The following is a 20520-nucleotide window of genomic DNA, read 5'->3' on the forward strand; positions in this document are numbered from 1 at the left end:
ACCTTGACATGCCATGGCCGGAAAATACGCCTGCTGTTCCGGCATTCCCGCCCTCCGGCGGTCGGTTGGCATGTCCGAGCCCTCAGGGGTAGCTTGCAGCCTGCATCAAGTTGAGACCTGGACCAGACATCCAGTGAATGTGTGCAGCCATCGCCAAACGCAGATGGCCTAAGCTCCTGGAAGGCGGGTGTTGCCTCTGACTTCGAGTTTGAAAAAGATCAGCTCTCTATTCAAATTGGTATAAGCATCAGCAGCAATGAATAAAGAGGGTATAAAAAGGAGACGTCAAGCCGTCGCGTCTGGGCTGGTACCTGCCCAGACGCTGGCACATAGCGGCTGCGCGGAGTCGCCCGCTTCTCACGAAAGGATTAGTGTCGGCTGGTCATAGACCCTGGCTCAGATCGCCCAGGTAACGATATGATCTTCCCAGTCACCGACCTCTGACTCGTGCACCACCTTGCCGCGCACCGACTGGCCGGCCCTATGCATCGCGCTCTTGGTGCCGGTGCGCAATGGATGCCAGGAAGGCAGGTCTTTACCCTCGGCCAACAGCCGGTAGGCGCAGGTTGAGGGCAGCCAGTAGTACTCCTCCAGCTTGTCCCGGGTAATCTTCAGGCAGTCGGGCACCCGCTCGAAACGATGGGCATAATCACTACAGGCGCAGGTACGGGTATTGAGCAGTTCACAGGCAACATTGGTATGCACCAGCTCATCGGTGTCTTCATCGATAAACTTGTTCAGACAGCACTTGCCACAACCGTCGCACAGGGCCTCCCACTCCTGATCAGACATCTCATCCAGTGATTTGCGATACCAGAAATCAGCCGGCATGGGCATCACCCGCAACCCTGGCGGTGAACCGATACTGGCCATCCAGCACCATTTCCAGCTCATCCCCCTTGTGCAGCTCGCCAACCCCTTTCGGGGTACCGGTCAATACCACATCGCCCGGATTCAGGGTGAAGCAGCGGCTCATTTCTGCCAGCAGATGGCCGATTGACCACATCATCATGGAGGTATTACCGGCCTGACGCTCGACCTTGTTGATGGCAAGGGAGAAATCGAGGCGCTGCAGGTCATTGAGCACTTCGGGCAAGGCAAAGGGGCTGATCGGGCAGGCGCCGTCGAAGGCCTTGGCCCGTTCCCAGGGCTGGCCATTGGCCTTTAGTTTGTCCTGTACATCGCGCAGCGTCAGATCCAGCGCCAGGCCCACGCCAACCACGGCGTCCAGGGCATGTCCCGGCTCCGCATGGCACAGGTGACGACCGATCAGCAGGGCCACTTCCAGCTCATGGTGCACCGCCCCCAGGCCCTCGGGCAAGATCAGCGGCATATCCAATGGCGCCAGGCTGGTGGCCGGCTTGATAAACAGCAGAGGCTGCTCCGGTACCGGGTTGTTCAATTCGGCCGCATGCTCTTTGTAGCTGCGTCCCACGCAGACCACCTTGCCTATCGCGTAAGGCAAGGGATGGCCATCTAAATCGAGATGTTGATACATGTCATTTCTCCCGAACGACCACAATCAAGGGCTCGGTTACTATTAGCTTAGTCGGCGGAACCGGGTTGTTGTGCAGCCAGGTGGGCCTTCAACAGGTTTTCCGGCGGCGGTGGCAACTGCAGGTAGTAACCCTGGGTCCGGAGAGACGTGGTCACCTTGCTCAGATCGGCCAGGGCCAATTGGGTTTTCGTTGCCAGATTGATCAACATCACCAGTTGTGGAGTACCAAAGGTCGCCAGCAAGGGCGCAGGTACGCGCGAGAAGTCGTCGCGCCGCTCAACAAATAAATACGTTTCCGCCTTTTTGGGGCTTTTATAGACTACACACAACATGGAAATGATTATAATCCGTCGGGTTTATTGCCTCTAGGTGAGGCAAACTATAACATCTGGATGACCAATAACAAAAAGGATTGGATCCTCGGGGGATGGCCGCACATGGCGGAACGCGGAATCGAACTGAAAGGTACCAGCTTTACCTTATCGGTGCTTCATATTACAGATAATGATGTGGCTACCGTCGGGCAACAACTGCGCGAAAAGATTGCGCAGGCGCCGGACTTTTTCCGCGCAGCGCCCCTGGTGGTCAATATTGAAAAATTAACCAAAACAATAGACTTTGCTGCTCTCGCAGGCATTATTAGGGAGTTGGGACTGGTTCCTGTCGGGGTAACGGGCACCAGAGATGAAACAACGCGTTCCGCCATCAGGACCGCCGGGCTGGCGGTCATGGCTTCCGGTCGGGTTACGCACAACGAGCCCGCCCCAAGCAAGGCGACAACCACTGTTCCCCAGACGTCGAACAAGCTACATATCGGCCCCGTCCGCTCCGGACAACAACTCTATGCGCCCAATGGGTCCCTGGTGATCCTGGGCTCGGTCAGCAATGGCGCCGAACTGATAGCCGACGACAGCATTCATGTTTATGGCCAGTTGCGGGGCCGTGCGGTCGCCGGCGCCAAAGGCAATGAAGCCGCACGTATTTATTGTGACCAACTGATGGCTGAACTGGTTTCGGTTGCCGGCCACTACCAGGTTAGCGATGGCTTGCTGGAGCCCTATTGGGAGCAAGCCGTCAGTATTTCCTTGGCTGGCGGCCAGTTGAAACTGGAAAAGCTTTAATTAACGACTTTTAGGGAATTCACTATGGCACGAATCATCGTCGTCACATCCGGCAAAGGTGGTGTTGGTAAAACCACGTCCAGCGCGGCCATCAGTACCGGTATTGCCAAGCTGGGTCATAAGACCGTCGTTATCGATTTTGATATCGGGCTGCGCAACCTGGACCTCATCATGGGCTGCGAGCGCCGGGTCGTTTATGATTTCGTCAATGTTATCAATGGCGATGCCAACCTTAACCAGGCCCTGATCCGCGACAAGCGGGTCGATCAACTCTATATCCTGCCCGCATCACAAACCCGGGACAAAGACGCCCTGACCCGGGACAGCGTGGAAAAGGTACTCAATGATCTGGCCGATATGGGCTTTGAATACATTATCTGTGATTCTCCCGCCGGTATCGAAACCGGAGCCCTGATGGCGCTCTACTTTGCCGATGAAGCCATCGTCACCACCAACCCGGAAGTCTCCTCGGTACGCGACTCGGATCGTATCCTGGGCATCCTTTCCTCCAAATCCCGACGGGCGGAAAAGGGCATGGAGCCGATCAAGGAGCACTTGCTGCTGACCCGCTATGCGCCGGACCGGGTAACCCGTGGAGACATGCTCAGTGTGCAGGATGTTCAGGAAATCCTGTCCATTCCGCTGCTGGGCGTCATCCCGGAATCCCAGGCGGTGCTCAAGGCCTCCAACTCCGGCGAACCCGTGATCCTCGATCAGGAGTCTGATGCCGGCCAGGCCTATGCCGATGCGGTTGCCCGTCTGCTGGGCCAGGAGAAAGAATTCCGTTTCCTTCAGGAAGAAAAGAAAGGCTTTTTCAGCCGACTATTTGGGAGTTAATACATGTCTCTACTGGACTATTTTCGTTCAAAAAGGAACCCAAACAGCGCCAAACTTGCTAAAGAGCGGCTGCAGATCATTGTGGCCCACGAACGTAGCCAACGGGATACCCCTGATTACCTACCCCAGATGAAGCAAGATATTCTGGAAGTGATTCGCAAATATGTCGAGATAGATATTGATCAGATATCGGTACAACTGGATCAAAAAGGTGACAACCTGTCCGTGCTCGAGCTCAATATCATGCTGCCTGAGCCCGAAGAAAAGGCTCAGTAGCATATTAAACAGGAAGAGCAGCCCAATTTGAGTGCTGCTCTTCCCGTGCCGACGTTACAGTTTTCCCTGCAGTAATTCCCCACGCCAGCCTTCCAGCAACGCCGGTATCAGGCTGCTGTCTTCCTCCAGGCGCCATTTCCAGCCCAGGTATTGATGTATCAGCCTTTTCGATGCCACCAGCTCAGCAGGCAAACCCTGGCTTGCGGAGGTCGTCTCGACAATGCCTTTAATCCGTTTCAATTCCGCCTTATAGCCGGGAAAATCCACCAGCCGTTTAACCGGTTCGGGCCAGCTTTCCGGGTTGGCCAATGCCTCCCTGGTCAGGCGAAGCAAGGTATCCCCATGGCGCTTGATTTCCATGGGATCCAGCCCCAGCCGACGCAGATCCGACAGGCTTTGGGGCTGACGACTGGCGATTTCACACAGATGGGCTTCCTTGACCACAAAGTTGACCGCCAGATCGCGCTTCTTCGCCTCGTTCAGACGCCACTCACTGAGCCGTTGCAAGATACCGATGCCTTGCTTATTCAGGGTCCAGGCATTCTTGATATCCAGGTAGGCCAGCTCCGCCGGTGTGCTCAGGCTGCGGCGCTTGACCGCCCATTCGCACTCCTGTTCAAACCAGGCAAACAACTGCCGTTGTTCAAGTCGCTCGCGCAGCTGCTGATAAACCGGGTACAGATAAATGACATCGTCGGCAGCATATTGGAGTTGTTCCGCCGACAGTGGCCTGGCCAGCCAGTCAGTCCTGGCATGGGCCTTATCCAGGCTCACCCCCAGTGTCTGCTCGACCAGGGCGGCAAACCCCAGCTGGGCACCCAGGCCCAGAAACGCGGCGGCCAGCTGGGTATCGTGCACCCGCCCGGGCAGGGCGCCGCTTTGATGCTGAAAGAGTTCCAGATCTTCGCCGCCCGCATGGAGCAGGCAAAGTCTTTCCGGATCATGCAGCAGCTGCCACAAGGGATGTAAATCGGTGACCGCCAGGGGATCCACCAGCACCGTTTGCCGACCGTCATGCAGTTGATAGAGGCCGGGCTTGGCATAAAAGGTACGGGTACGTACAAATTCGGTATCGACCGCCAATATGGGTGCCTGAGTGGCACAAAATTCGGTCAGGGCGGCATTGTCTGTGATCAGTGTATAGTTCATGGGATCTTCTTGCTTGGGCAAAAAAAACCCCGGTTGCCCAGGGCTTTGTTATCAGGCGGCCTCATCTCGTAACTTGCGCCGCAGAATTTTACCGACATTGGTTTTGGGCAGTTCGTCCCGGAATTCTACCACCTTGGGAACCTTATAGGCAGTCAGATATTGTTTACAATGATCGATCAGGGTCTTTTCATCCAGCTCGTGGTCCGGCTTCTTCACCACCACCAGCTTGACGCTTTCTCCCGACAGCTCACTGGGCACCCCAACCGCCGCCGCTTCCAGCACGCCCAGGTGCAACATGGCAACATCTTCTATTTCGTTGGGAAACACATTGAACCCCGAGACCAGTATCATGTCTTTCTTGCGATCAACGATCCTCAGGAAGCCTTGTTCATCCAGGGTGGCAATATCCCCGGTGCGCAACCAACCGTCGTGAAAGGTGCCCTCCTCTTTGCCGTCCTGTCCCCAGTAACCGCGCATCACCTGAGGCCCCTTCACTTCCATCTCACCCGGCGTATGGCTGTAACGGATCCGTTCCCCGGACTCGTCCACCAGCCGCACCTGGGTAGAGCAGACCGGCAGCCCGATGGCGCCGTTGTAACCCTCCAGATCATAGGGGCAGACGGTCACCAGGGGGGAGCATTCGGTCAGACCGTACCCTTCCAACAACCGGCAACCAGTGATGGTCTGCCACTGCTCGGCAACCACCCGCTGCACCGACATACCGCCGCCTATGGTAAGCTTCAGGGACTTGAAGTCATGCCGTTGAAATTCCTTATTATTCACCAGGGCATTAAACAGGGTATTAACCCCGGTAATACAGGTGAAGGCGTAGCCCGTCAGGGATTTGACCAGGGCGGGAATATCCCGGGGATTGGTGATCAGCAGGTTCTCCGCTCCCAGACGCAGAAACAGCAGGCCGTTTACCGTCAGCGCAAACACATGATACAGGGGCAAGGCCGTCACCACCTTTTCTGCCCCGGGCTCCAGCATGGGCCCATAGACCCCCAGGCATTGTTCAACATTGGCCAGCATATTGCGATGACTGAGCATGGCCCCTTTCGACAGCCCCGTGGTGCCCCCCGTATATTGCAAAAATGCCAGGCTGTCGCCGTCAAGCTCGGGGCGCCGGTAGGTCATGGCCTCGCCCCTGGCCAGGGCCCGGCGATAGCCAATGGCGGCGGGCAACTCATAGGCCGGCACCATCTTTTTGAGGTACTTGACCACAAGATTAAGCAGGCCACCTTTCACCTGCCCCAGATGATCGCCCATGCGGGTCAGGATGACATTGTCGACCCGGACCTCTTGCATCGCTTCGATCAGAGTGCCGGCGAAGTTCTCCAGGAGGACGATGGTGCCGGCACCGGAATCCTTTAGCTGATGTGCCAGCTCCCGCGAGGTATACAGAGGGTTGACATTGACGACCACCAGGCCGGCACGCAGGGCTCCGAACAGACAGACCGGATATTGCAACAGATTGGGCATCATCAGGGCAATACGCTCTCCCGGCTGCAATTTCAGCCCCTGCTGCAGGTAGGCCGCAAAATGACGGGACAGCCGATCCAGCTCGCGGTAACTCATGGCCCGGCCAAAGTTGCGGTAGGCGGGGTTATCGGCAAAGTCCGTGACACTCTGCTCAAACATGGCCACGAGCGAGCCGAACCTGTCCGGGTCTATCTCCGCGGGCACCCCCTGGGGATAACGCTTCAACCAGGGGGTGTCAGACAGTAAAGTAGGCTGGGGGTTGGGCAGCTGTTGTTCCATCAGGCTCTCCGGCAAGGTGCAGGCGGGTATTTAATCAACCGTTTAAATCAACTGTTCTAAATCAAACATATCGCTACCGACCGTTAATATCAACAGATGTTAACGATATGTTTGTTTCGGCTGTGGTTACCGCCGACGTCTATGCCAGTTCCGCAGGCGCCGCTGCCGCTGCTGCAGACGCCGCCGTCGATAATAAGACACTCTGTGGTGGGGACGCTGGGGAAAAAGCAGCTCCGGCATGTCCTGCTCCAACAGAGACCGGCGTTCCGGTTTATCCGCCACCATCCGTCTATTCTCGGCCCGGCAGCTTTTTCCAGGTGACCTTGTCCCGCAAATACACGGGCTGGGCCTGGGCCGCCGTTACGCCGAGACCCGCCGCATGATCCCGGAGGGCTTGCGGCATCAGATCACGGGCCTCGGGGAAAGGTACCGTCTCACAGACAGCGTCTACGCGGGAGGCCAGTTGGGGATAGCTGACAAAACCACTGCCTGTTCCCTGTTGCCAGCGTGCTGCCGTCGTGGCCTCGAGGTAATCGGCGGGACTGATGACCTGTTCGGCTTCCGCCAGGGTCATCACCCCCTGCTCCAGATCATATCCCCCCACATAAATTTCTCCCATACGGGCATCGATACAGGCCAGCGCCCGGGTACAGCCGGTTGCCCGGTGCGCCCCCTGGGCCAGCGCCTGCAGGTTGGAAACCCCGTACAGGGGCAGATCGGCACCAAAGGCCAGTCCCTGGGCAATACCGATGGTAATGCGCACCCCGGTAAAGGAGCCGGGCCCCCGGGCGAAGGCCAGGCCATCCAGCTGGCTTAGTTGCATACCTGCTTCGGCCAACAGCTCGGAGACCATGGGCAAAATCAGATCCGTATGGCCGCGTGGCGCCACCTGATAACGGCACGACAGCGCCCCGTCTACCCATAAGGCGGCGGAGCAGGCTTCGGTGGCGGTATCAATGGCCAGCAATCGGGTCATCTTGTTCTCACTCTAAGGTTGATAAAAATTCGGCAACAGTGGTTAACGAGCGGGTCCTGGGCATGGGCGGCAGGCTATTGATAAAGTCGGCGCCATAGGCCCGGTTGACCAGCCGGCTATCGGTAATGACCAGTACCCCCTGATCGGTCACATCGCGGATCAGCCGGCCGACCCCCTGCTTAAGGGTGATGATGGCCTTGGGTAGCTGCACCCGGGCAAATCCGTCTTCGCCCCGATGGCGGCAATCTTCGAGCCGTGCGCTGAGCAGGGGATCGTCCGGCGCACTGAAGGGCAGCTTGTCGATCACCACGCATTGCAGGGCATTACCACGCACATCTATGCCTTCCCAGAAGCTGCTGGTCGCCACCAGCACGGCGCGCCCGTCCTGGCTGAACTGCTCCAGCAGCCGCACCTTGTTGTCTTCCCCCTGCATCAGCACGGTACGCGCCAGCCGGGCCCTGAGCACCTCGGCTACTTCCTTCATCACCTGATAGCTGGTACACAAGAAGAAACTACCTCCCGGTACGGCGGCCAGGGTGTCAACCAGGGTCTCGGCCAGGAAGCGCCCCCGCCCGGCGCCATTGGTTTCAGGCAGGTAACGGGGCACGCACAGGCGCGACTGGCGAGGGTAATCAAAGGGGCTGTCCAATTGCAAGGTACGGCAGCGGTCGAGCCCCATATCGGCACAGAAATGGGCAAAACTTTCCCCCACCGCCAGGGTCGCGGAGGTAAACACCCAACTGACCTCATCCTTGGCAAGCTCGGCGGCAAAGCGATCGGCGACCGACAACGGGGTCTTGTGAAAACTGATATGCTGACGGTGCGCGTCGTACCAGTAGGAATATCCCTGATCTTCCACCCGGGTAACCGACTCCAGGGCGGCCTTGACGCTGATCAGCCGCTCGAAGCACTGGCTGAGCTGCTCTCCCCGTCCCATGCACAGCTTGAGCACCTCGTAGCTGAAATCCAGACTTTCCTTCAGGCGCTCGAGGGCGGCGGCCACCTCGCTTCGGGCCAGCATGGGTCTCAGCTGGCCGCGCCCCGTCTCCACCCCGAAGGCCAGCCGCAGATCCAGCGCGCAACGCTCCAGCTGATCGGCAGCCTTGCCGAGCTGGGCCATGTCCTTGGCTTCTATCTTGTAGGCCAGACGCAGATCCCGGGCCAGTTCGACAAACAGCCGGCTGGACTGGCTCTGGCCGAAATACTGGCCGGCAATCTCGGGCAACTGGTGGGCTTCATCGAGGATATAGGCGTCGGCATCGGGGATCAGCTGGCCAAATCCGGTGTCGCGCACCGCCATATCGGCAAAAAACAGATGATGGTTGACCACCACTACCTGGGCTTCCATCGCACGGCTGCGGGCCTTTACCAGGTAACAATCCTGGTAATGGGGGCAATCTCTGCCCAGGCAGTTGTCATTGGTGCTGGTCACCAGGGGGAGGATTTCGCTACGCTCGGGCAGGCCGGGAATATCACCGATATCGCCGCTGACGGTGAGCGGCAGGAAACGGCGAACCTTTTGCAGATCCGCAATCCCCTCGGCAGAAAGCTGGGGCACAGCCTCACTCAACAGCCCCAGACGTTCGATACACACATAGTTGGCTCGACCTTTCAGCAAGGCGACCGGAAAATGGTAATCGAGCGCCTTGACCAGGGTCGGCAGATCCCGGTGAAACAGCTGCTCCTGCAGGTTACGCGAGCCCGTACTGAGCACCACCTTCTTACCGGTGGCCAGCACAGGCGCCAGATAAGCGAACGTTTTGCCGGTGCCGGTGCCCGCCTCCACCACCAGGGGGATCCTGTCTTCCAGGGCCTGCCCGACCGCCGCCGCCATATCGACCTGGGCAGCCCGGGGCACAAAGCCATCGATAGCCCGGGCCAGGGGCCCGTTTTCAGCAAAGAGGGTTGAACTGTTGAGGTTTTCCAAAGGCGTCGGGCATCATGATGTAAAAGGCCGATTATACCAGAAAAGATTCGATCCCGTCGCCCGCGAGCTGAGCGCGGCGTCCGCGTCCGAAGGACAATAGGCTCAGGTCAGGGTCACCATATGTCCCACCATCCCCAGGATAAATCCCAGCACTGCGCCCATGGGCGGCGCCCAGTGCCTGTCCAGCACCGCCTGGGGGGCGATATCCTGAAACACCGAGTAGAGAATGCCGCCGGAAGCAAACAGCATAATCCCGGCCACCAGCGACGGAGACTCGGCCAGCCAGAGATAGCCCGACAGGCCGGCAGCCGGTCCGCACAAGGCCATCAACGCGAACAGGGCGATAATCTTAAAACGGCTGTAACCGGACGACGCATTCAATTCCCGGAACGCATTAAAGCCTTCCGGCAGATTCTGCAATGCCATCAGGACGGCAAGTAGAACACCACTGCCGCTGGCCCCCATGGCAAAGGCCGCCCCCAATGCCAGCGACTCGGGAATAAAATCGGAAAGCATGGCCGACAGCTGGCTGGCCGGCGTACGCAGCTTGAACAAGACGATATCCAGGGTCATGAACGCCAGACCACCGCCACAGAAGCACAGGGCCGCCATTACCGGATCCAGGCTGCCAATCCCGTCAGGCACCAACACCAGGGCCACCGCCGACAGCAGGGCTCCCCCCCCGAAGGCGATCACCGAATGACGAAACTCGTTCTCCAGCCAGGCAGGATGGATCCGCTCCACACAGGCTATCAGGGCTCCCAGCGGCATGGCCATGCCCGCCAGCAGCGTAAAGGCAACGATCATCATCAACTCAGACATAGGCGCTCTCATCCTCAGCCCGCAGTCAGTAAGCGCAGGCATAAACCCAACCCTGATGCGGATATTGCTTAATTATCGAAATGACCAAGCAGGTTTTGAAGCTGGAAAACTAACAACGATTCATACTGAATCGCAGGAAATGGGTAGAGCAGGAAATACAGGGGTCATAGTTGCGGATCAGCCGTTCGCAAAACAGCTTGAGCTCCTGGTCGCTGTGGCTCAGGCCAAAGCGGGTGACCGAGGTCTTCAGATCCTGTTCGATGCGCGCCTGGTTCTGGCTGGTAGGCGGTATGATGGTGCATGACAACACCTTGCCCTGTGCATCCAGCCGGTAGTGATGATAAATCATGCCCCGCGGTGCCTCGGTACAGAAACAGCATTCTCCCGCCCTGGGCGTGACCGGCAGGCAGGCCTCACCGGTCGGGCAGTCCTGCGTCAGCAGCCGACTTGCCTCGAACAACGCCCAGTATATCTCCAATGCCCGGGCCTGAATGCTGGTGAACATGTTGCGACTGGGAAAGTCGAGACCAGAGTCCCGTGCCAGGGAGCTGACCTCGGCGGGCAGCCGGGCAAAACCGTTGTTCATCCGGGCCAGGGGGCCGACCAGGTAATCCCTGCCTTCAAGCAGCGAATACAGCGCCGTGGAATGAGGCTCCTGGTGTTCGGCAAAATGGCGGGGGTAGTCGTCGTACTCCAGGCTCAGGCCATTGCTGGTGGTAATGCGCCCGCCATTGATGGCATAGGCATCCGGCTCGGCCAGGCTGACCCAGATAAAGTCATGGCTGTAGTCGGGCAGCGTCAGCCCCGCCGTCCAACGCACCAGCGCGTCGGCCGCGGGCAGCGCCTGCTCCACCTGCCGCCGAACCGCATCCCAGCGTTCTCTATCGGGCAGGCGACCAAAGCCTCCTACCTGCAGGCCCACCGGATGCACGGAGCGCCCCCCCAGCAACGCCATCAGGGCATTGCCGACCTCCTGCAGTTGCATGCCCCGCTTCAGTACCTCGGGATACAATTTGGCCATGGCCAGGGCATGATCGAACCCAAGAAAGTCGGGTGCTGCCAGAAAGTGAATATGCAGCGCATGACTCTGCACCCATTCCCCCAGATTCATCAGTTTTCTCAGCTGCACCAGCGGCGTGGGCAACGCAATGCCGAACAGCCGCTCCATCGCCTGGATGGAGGTCAGCTGATAGGCCATGGGGCAGATACCGCAGATGCGGGCGTTGAGATCCGGCACCTCCTGATAGCCGCGCCCTTCCAGAAACTTCTCGAACAGCCGGGGCGGCTCGAAGATGGCCAGGTGCAGCCTGTCGATACGATCCCCTTTGGCGCTCAGCTCCAGGCTGCCTTCCCCTTCCAGCCGGGTGACAAAGGGGACCTTGAGGGCAATGCGGCGCCTGGCTTTCTTCTTCATTCATCCAGTTCCCGCACGTCAATGCGCTGCCAGCGCCGGCTTTGCTCGCGAAAGGGCGCGCTGTGACTGTGAATGGCGGCAAAGCGTCTGGCGATGTCGTCGGGTACCAGCCCCAGCCCGGCGAAACGGTTGGCCAGGCTGTCACAGTTGGGCTGCTCGGAGGGGCCGAAGCAGCCGTAGCAGGCCCGGCCAAAGGCGGGACAGAGGGCCCCACAGCCGGTGCGCACCACCGGGCCCAGGCAGGGCGCCCCCCGGGTCACCATCACGCACACCTGCTGCCGGCGCTTGCACTCCATGCACAGCTTTTCGGCCTCGGGCCTGGGCTGCACGCCTAACCGCAACTGGCGCAGAAAATGACGCATCTGCTCGACCGTTATGGGGCACCCCCACAGCTCAAAGTCCACCTTGATATGCTCGGCCACCCCGGTGGAGGTCGCCAGGGTATCGATAAAGTCCGGCCGGGCGTAAATGGCCGCCTGCCAGGCCGGACCGTCGGCCATGTTGCGCAGGGCCTGGATGCCGCCGCTGGTGGCACAGGCGCCTATGGTGACCACCAGCCTGCTGTTCCGGCGTAGGGTCCGGGCACGCTCGAGATCTTCCGGGGTAGACACACTGCCCTCGACAAAGGCCACGTCCACCTGTTGGTCCGGCCCTTCGATACCTGCCTCGATAAAATGCAGAAACGCCACTTCTTCCAGCAGTTCCAGCAGCGCCGGCCCCTGATTGAGAAAGGCCAGCTGACAGCCGGAGCAGGAGGTAAGCTTGTGCACCGCCAGGGTCAGTTTGGGGTTCGCCATCACACGCCCTCCCGCCCCAGCCAGGGCTTAACCACCGGATAGTGGAATACGGGGCCGTCCTTGCAGACAAAATACGGACCCAGTTGGCAGTGACCACACAGGCCCAGGCCACACTGAAAGTTGCGCTCCAGGCTCAGATAGACGGCGTCATCTCCCACCTGAAGCCGCCCCAACTGTTTGATGGCCGCCAACATCATGATCTCGGGCCCGCACATCAGCACAGCGCAATGTTCAGGATCGAACTCGGCCAGCTCCAGCAATTCGGTGACCAGCCCCAGGCGCCAGCGGTGCCGATGCCGGTGTTCCTCGCTGGCAGCCAGCAGTACCTGACACTTGGCCAACCTTTGCCAGCGCCGATACTGGCCTTGCCACAGCAGGTCCGCATGATGCTTGACCCCCTGCAGGATCACGATGCGGCCATACTGATCCCGGTTGGCCACCGCATGATGGATGGCCGCCACCACGGGGGCGCAGCCCAATCCGGCGGTGATGAACACCAGATCCCGTCCCTGTAGCCGCGCCAGCGGCCAGCCCTGCCCGAAGGGGCCACGCAGGCCCAGCTGCTGGCCGATTTCCAGCTCCACCAGGGGCCGGGTGACCCGACCCACCGCACGAATGGTGTGTTGCAACAGGCCCTGCCGCCAGCCCATGATGGAGATGGCTACTTCTCCGGCCCCGAATAGATAGAGCATATTGAACTGACCGTAATCGAAATCGAACGGCGCCTGGGTTGCCAGCGCCAGACCCAGGGTATGAACCCCGGGTGATTCCAATTCCTTCGCCGCCAAAGTGGCGACCATGGGCAACGACTCAGCCATGCTTGCCCTCCTGGGGATTGTCTGCAAGCAAGGCTTGCGCCTCCTCCACCAGATCGATGGCCACCGGACACCAGGCGATGCAACGGCCGCAGCCGACGCAGCCACTGCGGCCGAACTGCTGTTGCCAGGTGGCCAGCTTGTGCACCAACCATTGCCGATAGCGGTGACGAATTTCATAGCGGACCACCTTGCCGGTGATGTAGCTGTGCTGCTCGCTGAAACAGGAGTCCCAGCGCTGTACCTGCTCGAGCTGCCGGTTGCGGACGTCGCCTTCGGTATCCTGCTTCGAACAGAAACAGGTGGGACAAACCGAAGTGCAGTTGCCGCAGGCCAGGCAGCGCTCGGCCACCTGCTGCCAGCGTGGATGATCAAGCCGATCCACCAGCTGCGCCAGTTCGGCTTCGCCCGGCATTGCCCGCTGTTGTTGGCTGGCACCGGCAAGCAGAGCCCTGGCCTCGGATACCTGTTTATCCGTTGCTTTTCTCAAGGGTAGCCGGGCAACCATGGCCGCACCCAGGTCGCTGCCGGCCTGCAGCAGGTAACCCGCATCCAGCTCGTCAAGCAGCAAGTCAAAACCGGCGCGAGCCTCGGGGCCGTCACCGGTCGACACACAAAAGCAGGTGTTGGCACTGCGGGCACAATTGACCGCCACGATCAGCAGTTGCGCGCGCTGGGCCCGATAGAAGGGATCCGCATAGGGGCCATCAAGGAAGTGCTGGTCCTGAATAGCCAGCGCCGCCAGATCGCAGCCCCGCAGGCCGATAACCGCGAGCCGCTTGGGGCTAGGCTCCACAGCGCGAAAACACAGGCCATGTTCGGTATTGTCGGCCCGCCACAGCACTTGCTCAGGTTGAAACAGCCAGGGCTTGAGGCCCTGAGGGCCGGTATTCCAGGCAAAGGCGCGCCGGCCGGCGGTGTGCTGCAGACGGTAGCGACCGGCCTCGGCCTGCTCCTGCCAACCCCAGGGCAGCTCGTCGATATGGTTCAAGGGGGCAAACACAATGGCATCGTCTTTCACCCGAGGGCCAATCACCTCATATCCGCCCTGCACCAACGCCTGATACAAGCGGTGCAGATCCCGGGCTGCAAGGAAACGCTTAGTCATGACAGTGTCTTGCCAGCAGCCAGTTGCACCAGGCATCCATTCCCTGGCCGGTACGGGCCGACAACGTCAGTATCTCGACGCCGGGATTCAGGCACCGCAGGGAGGCCGTTACCTTCTCCAGCTCAACCTCAAGATAAGGCAGCAGATCAGCCTTGTTGATAAGTACCAGCTCGCAGCCGGCGAACAGATGGGGATATTTATCCGGTTTGTCGTCGCCGTCGGTCACCGCCATCATGGCCACCCTGTGTTGCTCGCCCAGATCAAACAGTGCCGGACACACCAGGTTGCCCACGTTCTCGACCAGCACCAGGGAGCCGTCCTGCGGCGCCAGACGCTCCAGCCCCGCCCGGATCATCTGCGCGTCCAGATGACAGCCGGTACCTGTGTTAATCTGCACCGCCCTGCCGCCGCAGGCCTGGATACGGCGGGCATCGTTCTGGGTCTGCTGATCGCCCTCCAGCACTGCCATCGGCGGCCAGTCGACACTGGCCTGAGTACGGGCATAGGCAAAAGTGGCTTCCAGCAATTGGGTCTTGCCGGCGCCCGGAGTACCCATCAGGTTGATGCAGGTGATACGGTTTTCCGTTAGCCAGTAACGATTTTGCCGGGCCAGTTCATCGTTGCCGGCCAGCAGCGCCTGCTGCAACTGCAGGCTGTCACCGTCCTGATACAGATGAGCATGAGTATCGCTGCCCGGCTCAGACAGCCGGGCCTTATCGTTGGAACATCCACAGTGACCACACATCAGTCAAATCCTATTTCCGTCAGCAGCAGTTGCCGTCCCGAAGTCAAAGTATAGTCGTAGCTGCCACAGGGGCAGGCGTCGCCGGGTCCGCTGGGGGCAAAGTACCGGCCGCAATTGCGGCATTGTGCCCGGGCCGGCACCACCTCGATATCAAGCCTGGCGTCAGCCAGCGCCGCCTCGGCCTTGACCATATCGAAGCAAAATTGCAGCCGCTCACTGTCGACGCAGCTTATGGCACCGACTTCGAGGGTGACACGGATGATCTTTCTGTGTTGATAGGGTTTAAGCTGGGTCAGCAGGGCCCGCACCACCGACAGCTCGTGCATGGTCAGCAGATCCGCGGCAATTGCAGGCCGTGGGGCACGTCCAGCAAGCGCTCGCCGCCGTAGGGGGTCAGCAGGCTCAGCCGCCCCGGAGATGACGGACCCGCCACCTCACCGATGATGCAGGCATCCCGGCCAAGAGCATGCCCCCGCATCAAGGCCAGGGCCTCCGAAGCCTGCTCGGAACAGATCACCATGGCGGCCAGCCCCTCGTTGGCAAGAAACAGCGGCTCCAGTCCCAGCAGTTCGCACAAGGCCCGGGTTGGCGGGCGAATAGGCAGCGCATCTTCGTTCAGCTGCATCGTGACCCTGGATGCCTGAGCAATTTCACTCAACACGCCGCCCAGGCCCCCCCGCGTCGCATCGCGCAAGCAGCGCACCCCCGGGCACTGCGCCAACACCGGCTGGAGCAACGGGTGCAGGGCGGCACAGTCACTAACCAGCTCTCCCGCCAGACCCAGTTCTTCCCGGGCCAACATGACGGCGGCGCCGTGATCACCCACATGGCCGTTGATCAGCACCTTGTCACCGGGCCGGGCCGACCCGATGGCAAGCGTCAGACCCGCCGGTATCACCCCCACGCCGGTGGTATTGATAAACAGTTTGTCGGCCATGCCCCGCTCCACCACCTTGGTATCACCGGTGACAATGGTGACGCCTGCCAGGCGGGCGGCCTCGGCCATGGAGCCCACCAGCCGTGCCAGCTGCGTCAGCGGCAGGCCTTCTTCGATAATGAAGGCGGCACTCAGATAGAGGGGGATGGCGCCGCCCACGGCGAGATCGTTGAGGGTGCCGCATACCGCCAGCTTGCCGATGTCACCACCGGGAAATTCCAACGGGCTGACCACAAAGCTGTCGGTGGTCAGCGCCAGCCGGTCTCCTCGCGCCAGCAGGCCGGCCAGCGGCAAGCGAGCCTGGTCTTCCTTCTGCAGCAAGGGTTGGTCACCAAAGGCGGAAAGAAACAGCCCGTCAATCAGCTCGTGCATGGCACCGCCACCGGCGCCGTGGGCCAGGGTGATGGTCTCTTGCTTATTGGTCACTGCCGGGCTCCTCGGGGGCAGCTGCGAGACGATACTGATAATAGGCGGCACAGGCCCCCTCGCTGGACACCATCAGAGCGCCGACCGGGTGCTCAGGCGTGCAGTGGCGGCGGAACAGCGGGCATTGGTGAGGTTTGATCCGGCCGGTGAGCACGGCATTGCAATAAGCCGGCTCGGCAACGGCCTCCGTCGGTGCATCAGGGTCCAGCAGTGCGGCCGCATCCAGATGCCGATAACGCGCCCGCAGCCGCACCCCGGACCCCGGCACTGTGCCGAGCCCCCGCCAGTGGCTGTCCACGCCCGACTCGAACACCTGGTCAATCGCCTTCAAGGCAGCCGGGTTGCCGGCTTCCGCCACCACCCGGCCATAGGCATTTTCGATGGCACAACGTCCCTGGGCCAACTGCAGCACCAATTGATACAGGGCCTGCAGAAAGTCAACCGGCTCGAAACCGGCGATCACCAGCGGCTTGTGGTAATGGCTGGCGATGGGCTGATAGACCCGACTGCCGATCACCATACTGACGTGCCCCGGCCCCACGAAGCCGTCGAGCCGGATATCACCGGCCTCCAGCAGGCCGTTCAGGGTCGGCAACAGCCGTATATGGTGGCAGAGAAAGCGCAAGTTGCCGATCCCTGCCCGGTCTGCGGCCAGCAGGGAACAGGCGATGCTCGGCATGGTGGTATCGAAACCGATGGCGAAGAACACCACCTGCTTGTGGGGATTACCCTTGGCCAACGCCAGGGCGTCGTAGGGGGAATAGAGCACCTTCACCTCGGCACCCTCGGCCCGGGCCTGCAGCAGGCTGCCCCGGCTGCCGGGCACCCGCAGCGGATCGCCGAAACTCGCCAGTATCACCCCCTCTCGACGGGCCAGGCTGACCGCCTGATCGACTGCTTCCACCGGCAACACGCACACCGGACAGCCGGGGCCGTGGATAAACTCTATGGTGTCGGGCAGCAACTGGTGCAGCCCGAAGCGGAAGATGGCATGAGTATGGCCACCGCACACCTCCATGAGCTGCAGGGGCCTGCCCAGATGCGCCGCCACCGGCTCGGCCTCGCGGGCAATGGCCGACAGCAGCACCCTGACCCGGGTGGCATCACGGAAATCACCGGTCAGACTCATGGCTCGTCTCCCTCTTCCATTTGTGCCAGCAGCGCCAGGGTACGACTGGCTTCCTGAGGGTCAATCAGCGCCATGGCAAAGCCTACATGCAGCAGTACCCATTCCCCCACCAGCGACGAAATATCACGGCCCTCGGCGGCCAGCAAAGTAATATTGATCTGTCGGCGCACCCCGGCGGTCTCCGCCAGCGCCAGTCCGGCGTCGGCATCCACAATGGCCACTACCCGGGCCGGTATTCCCAAACACATACGCCTTCCTCCCGGGCAATCTCCCTACCGATTCGATTGCCATTGCGCCAAGGCAATGGCAGCCTGGCCCAGGGCAATGCCGCCGTCGTTGCCGGGCACCCGACTCTGGCTCAGCACCGTCAGCCCCATGGCCTCCAGTTCTGCGATCAAGGGCTCCAACACCAGGCGGTTCTGCATCACGCCGCCGCTGAGCGCCACGGCGCTGAAGGTTACGCCCTGTTGCCGGCGCAGCCGCCGCACCATATGGCACAAGCCTCTTACTAAACTTAGGTGAAAATTGGCCGCCAGCACCGCCTTGTTTTCACCGGCCCGCAAGGCATCGAGCAGGGCCGGCCATAACGGCGCCGGATCCAGCTGCCAGCATTCACCCTCGTGGCTAAGTATGAAGTCATAACAGGCATTGGCCTTTACGCCCTCGGCGAGGGCCTCCAGTTTCATGGCCGCCTCTCCTTCGAACGTCAGCTCACCGGGTGCGACCGTCAGCAAGGCCGCCACCGCATCGAACAAGCGCCCCACCGACGACGTCAGCGGAAACCGTGCCGCCACCTTCAGCAGAGCCTGGGTGTCAGGCCCCCTCAACCAGGTCAGAGGCGGATATTCGGTGGCCAGCGTCGACCAGGAAGGAAGCTGTGGCGTCTGCCCCAGCTGGGCCAGCAGATTACGCCAGGGCTGACGGTTGGCCTGATCGCCCCCCAACAGAGGAAAGGGCCGCAGCCGCGCAAGCCGCCGATAACCGAGATAATCGGCCAGCAACAACTCCCCACCCCACAGGCTGCCGTCATCGCCGGCTCCCAGGCCATCAAGGACGATGCCGAGCACCGGCTCGTCGGGAGAATGGCCGTTTTCCACCAGGCAGGACACCAGATGGGCATGATGATGCTGCACCCGGAACAGCGACAGACCCTGCTCCCGCGCCAACCGCGCACCCAGCCGGGCGGAGGCATAGTCAGGATGCAGATCGACGGCAATGGCCCGGGGTGACAGGCCCAACAGCGCAGGCAAGCGATCCACTTGCTGCCGCAAGGCATCGAGACAGGCCGGACTGTTCAGATCGCCGATATGGGCGGACAAGACAGCCTGGCCATTGCCGGTGACGCAAAAACTGTTTTTCAGATCCGCCCCCAGGGCCAGCACAGTGCCGTTCAGCCCGGTCGGCAGGGCGACGGGATCCGGTACACATCCCCGGGCCCGGCGGATCAGACGGGGCCGGCCGGCCACCACGGCCTGCACCGAATCATCACAGCGGTGCTCTATGGGCCGGTTGTGCAGCAAAAAGCCGTCGGCCAGGGGGGCCAGCGCCGACAGGGCCTGCCGGTTGTCGGTACAGATGGGCTCGCCACCGGCATTGCCCGAGGTCATCACCAGGGGGGCACCCATCTCGTTCAGCAGCAGCCAGTGCAGCGGCGAGCTGGCCAGCATCACCCCAATGCTGGCCAGCTCCGGCGCCAGTGCCTCGGGCAGGATCCCCTGGACGGGCTGTCGGAGTCGCGCTTTCGGCAACAGCACAATGGGCGCCGCCGGGCTGCTTAACTGCGCCCGCTCAGCCTCGTTCAGCTCGAAAACGCGGTCAGCCTGGGTCAGATCCCGCAACATAACGGCGAAGGGCTTGGCGGGCCTGTGCTTGCGTTGGCGCAACCGTTCGATGGCCGCCGCCGAGCCCGCATCACAGGCCAGCTGAAAACCGCCAATGCCCTTGAGCGCCAGCACCCGGCCTTGCGCTAGCCAGATGCGGCACTGCGCCAGCAGGGTCGCCGTCGGCCCCTGTAATAGGTCGCCATCCGCGTCCTGCAACCAAATCTGTGGGCCACAGTCGGCGCAGGCCACCGGCTCGGCGTGAAAGCGCCGGTTAGCGGGATCCGTATATTCCGCGCGACAGGCGGTACAGAGGGGAAAGTCCGCCATGGCGGTGTTGGCCCTGTCCCAGGGTAGGGCCCGGACAATGGAGTAACGGGGGCCGCAGTCGGTGCAATTGATAAAGGGATAGCCGTAGCGCCTGTCCTGTGGGTCGGCCAGCTCGGCCAGACACCGGGGGCAAACCGCCAAATCCGGCGGAAACCGGGCCCCCTGCCCGTCGGCCTGACTATCCGTGACCGTAAAACCACAGGGTGCGGATCCAAAGCGGCATGGCTCGACAGCAATGGCCTCGATGCGGGCATGAGCCGGGCACTCTGACTCCAGCCGCCGGCAGAACTGTGCCACCGCAGGGGCATCGGCGGCCAGCCGGATCTCCACCCCGGCACCGATATTGCCGACGTCGCCCGACAGCCCGAGCTTGGTGGCCAGCCGGTAAACAAAGGGACGAAAACCCACCCCCTGCACACAGCCCATTACCCGAACCCGGATACCCGTCAGGGCATGGCGCTGGGCTTCTCCGCTTTTGGGCGGGCGTTCATCACCGCCAGACATAATGATAGCTACTCCGCCACACCTGGCGGCCCGGGCCTGCACCGAGCCGGCTCACCCACAGACAGCCCGGCGAGCAACAACCGGGCCGTTCGAGGAGATGTGAGCTCAACATTCGATTCAACATGGCC

The 20520-nt window shown here is 61.1% G+C and carries 21 protein-coding genes; 3 read left to right on the plus strand and 18 right to left on the minus strand.

The genetic code is table 11. The features are described 5' to 3' along the window. Positions 1-396 precede the first annotated feature (396 nt). The 3 genes from DCS96_RS05005 to DCS96_RS05015 are packed head-to-tail and all read right to left on the minus strand — an operon-like array spanning position 397 to position 1830. A complete protein-coding gene (locus DCS96_RS05005; protein ID WP_116474534.1) occupies positions 397-831 on the minus strand; it encodes a YcgN family cysteine cluster protein in 435 nt (144 codons plus the stop codon). After that, on the minus strand, positions 821-1498 hold the full coding sequence (locus DCS96_RS05010; protein WP_116473226.1) for a fumarylacetoacetate hydrolase family protein: 678 nt from the start codon (positions 1496-1498) through the stop codon (positions 821-823). Before DCS96_RS05010 ends, DCS96_RS05005 begins: the two co-directional genes overlap by 11 nt. Before the next feature lie 47 nt (positions 1499-1545). Beyond that, the gene (locus tag DCS96_RS05015) at positions 1546-1830 is read right to left on the minus strand and encodes a YcgL domain-containing protein (RefSeq protein ID WP_116473227.1); all 285 of its coding nucleotides are present in this window, start codon (positions 1828-1830) and stop codon (positions 1546-1548) included. A 105-nt stretch (positions 1831-1935) separates the two neighbouring features. Between DCS96_RS05015 and minC the strand changes: the two genes are divergently transcribed. The 3 genes from minC to minE are packed head-to-tail and all read left to right on the plus strand — an operon-like array spanning position 1936 to position 3732. Next, positions 1936-2619, plus strand: coding sequence for a septum site-determining protein MinC (minC, locus tag DCS96_RS05020; protein ID WP_116473228.1), 684 nt, complete (start codon positions 1936-1938; stop codon positions 2617-2619). A 24-nt stretch (positions 2620-2643) separates the two neighbouring features. Further along, positions 2644-3456: a septum site-determining protein MinD gene (gene minD, locus DCS96_RS05025; protein WP_116473229.1), complete on the plus strand. Its 813-nt coding sequence runs from the start codon at positions 2644-2646 to the stop codon at positions 3454-3456. Positions 3457-3459: 3 nt separating this feature from the next. Continuing rightward, positions 3460-3732 (plus strand): cell division topological specificity factor MinE, encoded by a 273-nt coding sequence (gene minE, locus DCS96_RS05030; protein WP_116473230.1) that lies wholly within the window; start codon positions 3460-3462, stop codon positions 3730-3732. A 54-nt stretch (positions 3733-3786) separates the two neighbouring features. Here minE and rnd read toward each other — a convergent pair whose 3' ends face one another. The 15 genes from rnd to hypF all read right to left on the minus strand — a co-directional run bounded on the left by rnd (position 3787) and on the right by hypF (position 20392). After that, entirely contained in the window at positions 3787-4881 is a 1095-nt protein-coding gene (gene rnd / locus DCS96_RS05035; protein WP_116473231.1) for a ribonuclease D, read from the minus strand. A gap of 51 nt (positions 4882-4932) precedes the next feature. Next, on the minus strand, positions 4933-6642 hold the full coding sequence (gene fadD / locus DCS96_RS05040; RefSeq protein WP_116473232.1) for a long-chain-fatty-acid--CoA ligase FadD: 1710 nt from the start codon (positions 6640-6642) through the stop codon (positions 4933-4935). A 289-nt stretch (positions 6643-6931) separates the two neighbouring features. Further along, positions 6932-7618 (minus strand): tRNA (adenosine(37)-N6)-threonylcarbamoyltransferase complex dimerization subunit type 1 TsaB, encoded by a 687-nt coding sequence (gene tsaB, locus DCS96_RS05045; protein ID WP_116473233.1) that lies wholly within the window; start codon positions 7616-7618, stop codon positions 6932-6934. Between the two features lie 7 nt (positions 7619-7625). Then, entirely contained in the window at positions 7626-9545 is a 1920-nt protein-coding gene (locus DCS96_RS05050; protein ID WP_116473234.1) for an ATP-dependent DNA helicase, read from the minus strand. A gap of 102 nt (positions 9546-9647) precedes the next feature. Beyond that, on the minus strand, positions 9648-10367 hold the full coding sequence (locus DCS96_RS05055; RefSeq protein WP_116473235.1) for a ZIP family metal transporter: 720 nt from the start codon (positions 10365-10367) through the stop codon (positions 9648-9650). A 109-nt stretch (positions 10368-10476) separates the two neighbouring features. After that, positions 10477-11781, minus strand: coding sequence for a Ni/Fe hydrogenase subunit alpha (locus DCS96_RS05060; protein ID WP_116473236.1), 1305 nt, complete (start codon positions 11779-11781; stop codon positions 10477-10479). Further along, positions 11778-12578: an NADH-quinone oxidoreductase subunit B family protein gene (locus DCS96_RS05065; protein ID WP_116473237.1), complete on the minus strand. Its 801-nt coding sequence runs from the start codon at positions 12576-12578 to the stop codon at positions 11778-11780. The genes DCS96_RS05060 and DCS96_RS05065 overlap by 4 nt, the downstream gene beginning before the upstream one ends. Then, positions 12578-13396: an FAD/NAD(P)-binding protein gene (locus DCS96_RS05070; protein ID WP_116473238.1), complete on the minus strand. Its 819-nt coding sequence runs from the start codon at positions 13394-13396 to the stop codon at positions 12578-12580. Before DCS96_RS05070 ends, DCS96_RS05065 begins: the two co-directional genes overlap by 1 nt. After that, positions 13389-14501: a 4Fe-4S dicluster domain-containing protein gene (locus DCS96_RS05075; protein ID WP_116473239.1), complete on the minus strand. Its 1113-nt coding sequence runs from the start codon at positions 14499-14501 to the stop codon at positions 13389-13391. The genes DCS96_RS05070 and DCS96_RS05075 overlap by 8 nt, the downstream gene beginning before the upstream one ends. Next, a complete protein-coding gene (hypB, locus tag DCS96_RS05080) occupies positions 14494-15246 on the minus strand; it encodes a hydrogenase nickel incorporation protein HypB (RefSeq protein ID WP_116473240.1) in 753 nt (250 codons plus the stop codon). Before hypB ends, DCS96_RS05075 begins: the two co-directional genes overlap by 8 nt. Further along, a complete protein-coding gene (locus tag DCS96_RS05085) occupies positions 15246-15572 on the minus strand; it encodes a hydrogenase maturation nickel metallochaperone HypA/HybF (RefSeq protein ID WP_116473241.1) in 327 nt (108 codons plus the stop codon). Before DCS96_RS05085 ends, hypB begins: the two co-directional genes overlap by 1 nt. A 2-nt stretch (positions 15573-15574) precedes the next feature. After that, positions 15575-16609 (minus strand): hydrogenase expression/formation protein HypE, encoded by a 1035-nt coding sequence (gene hypE / locus DCS96_RS05090; RefSeq protein ID WP_116473242.1) that lies wholly within the window; start codon positions 16607-16609, stop codon positions 15575-15577. Further along, positions 16599-17738 carry a hydrogenase formation protein HypD gene (gene hypD, locus DCS96_RS05095; RefSeq protein ID WP_116473243.1) on the minus strand — a complete coding sequence of 380 codons (1140 nt, stop codon included), beginning with the start codon at positions 17736-17738 and terminating at the stop codon, positions 16599-16601. The genes hypE and hypD overlap by 11 nt, the downstream gene beginning before the upstream one ends. Then, on the minus strand, positions 17735-17986 hold the full coding sequence (locus DCS96_RS05100) for a HypC/HybG/HupF family hydrogenase formation chaperone (RefSeq protein ID WP_116473244.1): 252 nt from the start codon (positions 17984-17986) through the stop codon (positions 17735-17737). The genes hypD and DCS96_RS05100 overlap by 4 nt, the downstream gene beginning before the upstream one ends. Before the next feature lie 24 nt (positions 17987-18010). Beyond that, positions 18011-20392 carry a carbamoyltransferase HypF gene (hypF, locus tag DCS96_RS05105; RefSeq protein WP_116473245.1) on the minus strand — a complete coding sequence of 794 codons (2382 nt, stop codon included), beginning with the start codon at positions 20390-20392 and terminating at the stop codon, positions 18011-18013. Between the last annotated feature and the right edge of the window lie 128 nt (positions 20393-20520).

This window comes from Zobellella maritima, assembly GCF_003075035.1.
GTDB classification, from domain to species: domain Bacteria; phylum Pseudomonadota; class Gammaproteobacteria; order Enterobacterales; family Aeromonadaceae; genus Oceanimonas; species Oceanimonas maritima.

What these genes read in the sequence shown, in the direction of transcription:
- minE (WP_116473230.1), top strand. Translation starts at nt 3,460, where the DNA reads ATGTCTCTACTGGACTATTTTCGTTCAAAAAGGAACCCAAACAGCGCC.
- DCS96_RS05015 (WP_116473227.1), bottom strand. Translation starts at nt 1,830, where the DNA reads ATGTTGTGTGTAGTCTATAAAAGCCCCAAAAAGGCGGAAACGTATTTA.
- DCS96_RS05070 (WP_116473238.1), bottom strand. Translation starts at nt 13,396, where the DNA reads ATGGCTGAGTCGTTGCCCATGGTCGCCACTTTGGCGGCGAAGGAATTG.
- rnd (WP_116473231.1), bottom strand. Translation starts at nt 4,881, where the DNA reads ATGAACTATACACTGATCACAGACAATGCCGCCCTGACCGAATTTTGT.
- minD (WP_116473229.1), top strand. Translation starts at nt 2,644, where the DNA reads ATGGCACGAATCATCGTCGTCACATCCGGCAAAGGTGGTGTTGGTAAA.
- DCS96_RS05065 (WP_116473237.1), bottom strand. Translation starts at nt 12,578, where the DNA reads ATGGCGAACCCCAAACTGACCCTGGCGGTGCACAAGCTTACCTCCTGC.
- DCS96_RS05075 (WP_116473239.1), bottom strand. Translation starts at nt 14,501, where the DNA reads ATGACTAAGCGTTTCCTTGCAGCCCGGGATCTGCACCGCTTGTATCAG.
- DCS96_RS05060 (WP_116473236.1), bottom strand. Translation starts at nt 11,781, where the DNA reads ATGAAGAAGAAAGCCAGGCGCCGCATTGCCCTCAAGGTCCCCTTTGTC.
- fadD (WP_116473232.1), bottom strand. Translation starts at nt 6,642, where the DNA reads ATGGAACAACAGCTGCCCAACCCCCAGCCTACTTTACTGTCTGACACC.
- hypD (WP_116473243.1), bottom strand. Translation starts at nt 17,738, where the DNA reads ATGAGTCTGACCGGTGATTTCCGTGATGCCACCCGGGTCAGGGTGCTG.
- tsaB (WP_116473233.1), bottom strand. Translation starts at nt 7,618, where the DNA reads ATGACCCGATTGCTGGCCATTGATACCGCCACCGAAGCCTGCTCCGCC.
- DCS96_RS05085 (WP_116473241.1), bottom strand. Translation starts at nt 15,572, where the DNA reads ATGCACGAGCTGTCGGTGGTGCGGGCCCTGCTGACCCAGCTTAAACCC.
- DCS96_RS05055 (WP_116473235.1), bottom strand. Translation starts at nt 10,367, where the DNA reads ATGTCTGAGTTGATGATGATCGTTGCCTTTACGCTGCTGGCGGGCATG.
- hypF (WP_116473245.1), bottom strand. Translation starts at nt 20,392, where the DNA reads ATGTCTGGCGGTGATGAACGCCCGCCCAAAAGCGGAGAAGCCCAGCGC.
- DCS96_RS05010 (WP_116473226.1), bottom strand. Translation starts at nt 1,498, where the DNA reads ATGTATCAACATCTCGATTTAGATGGCCATCCCTTGCCTTACGCGATA.
- minC (WP_116473228.1), top strand. Translation starts at nt 1,936, where the DNA reads ATGGCGGAACGCGGAATCGAACTGAAAGGTACCAGCTTTACCTTATCG.
- DCS96_RS05005 (WP_116474534.1), bottom strand. Translation starts at nt 831, where the DNA reads ATGCCGGCTGATTTCTGGTATCGCAAATCACTGGATGAGATGTCTGAT.
- hypB (WP_116473240.1), bottom strand. Translation starts at nt 15,246, where the DNA reads ATGTGTGGTCACTGTGGATGTTCCAACGATAAGGCCCGGCTGTCTGAG.
- DCS96_RS05100 (WP_116473244.1), bottom strand. Translation starts at nt 17,986, where the DNA reads ATGTGTTTGGGAATACCGGCCCGGGTAGTGGCCATTGTGGATGCCGAC.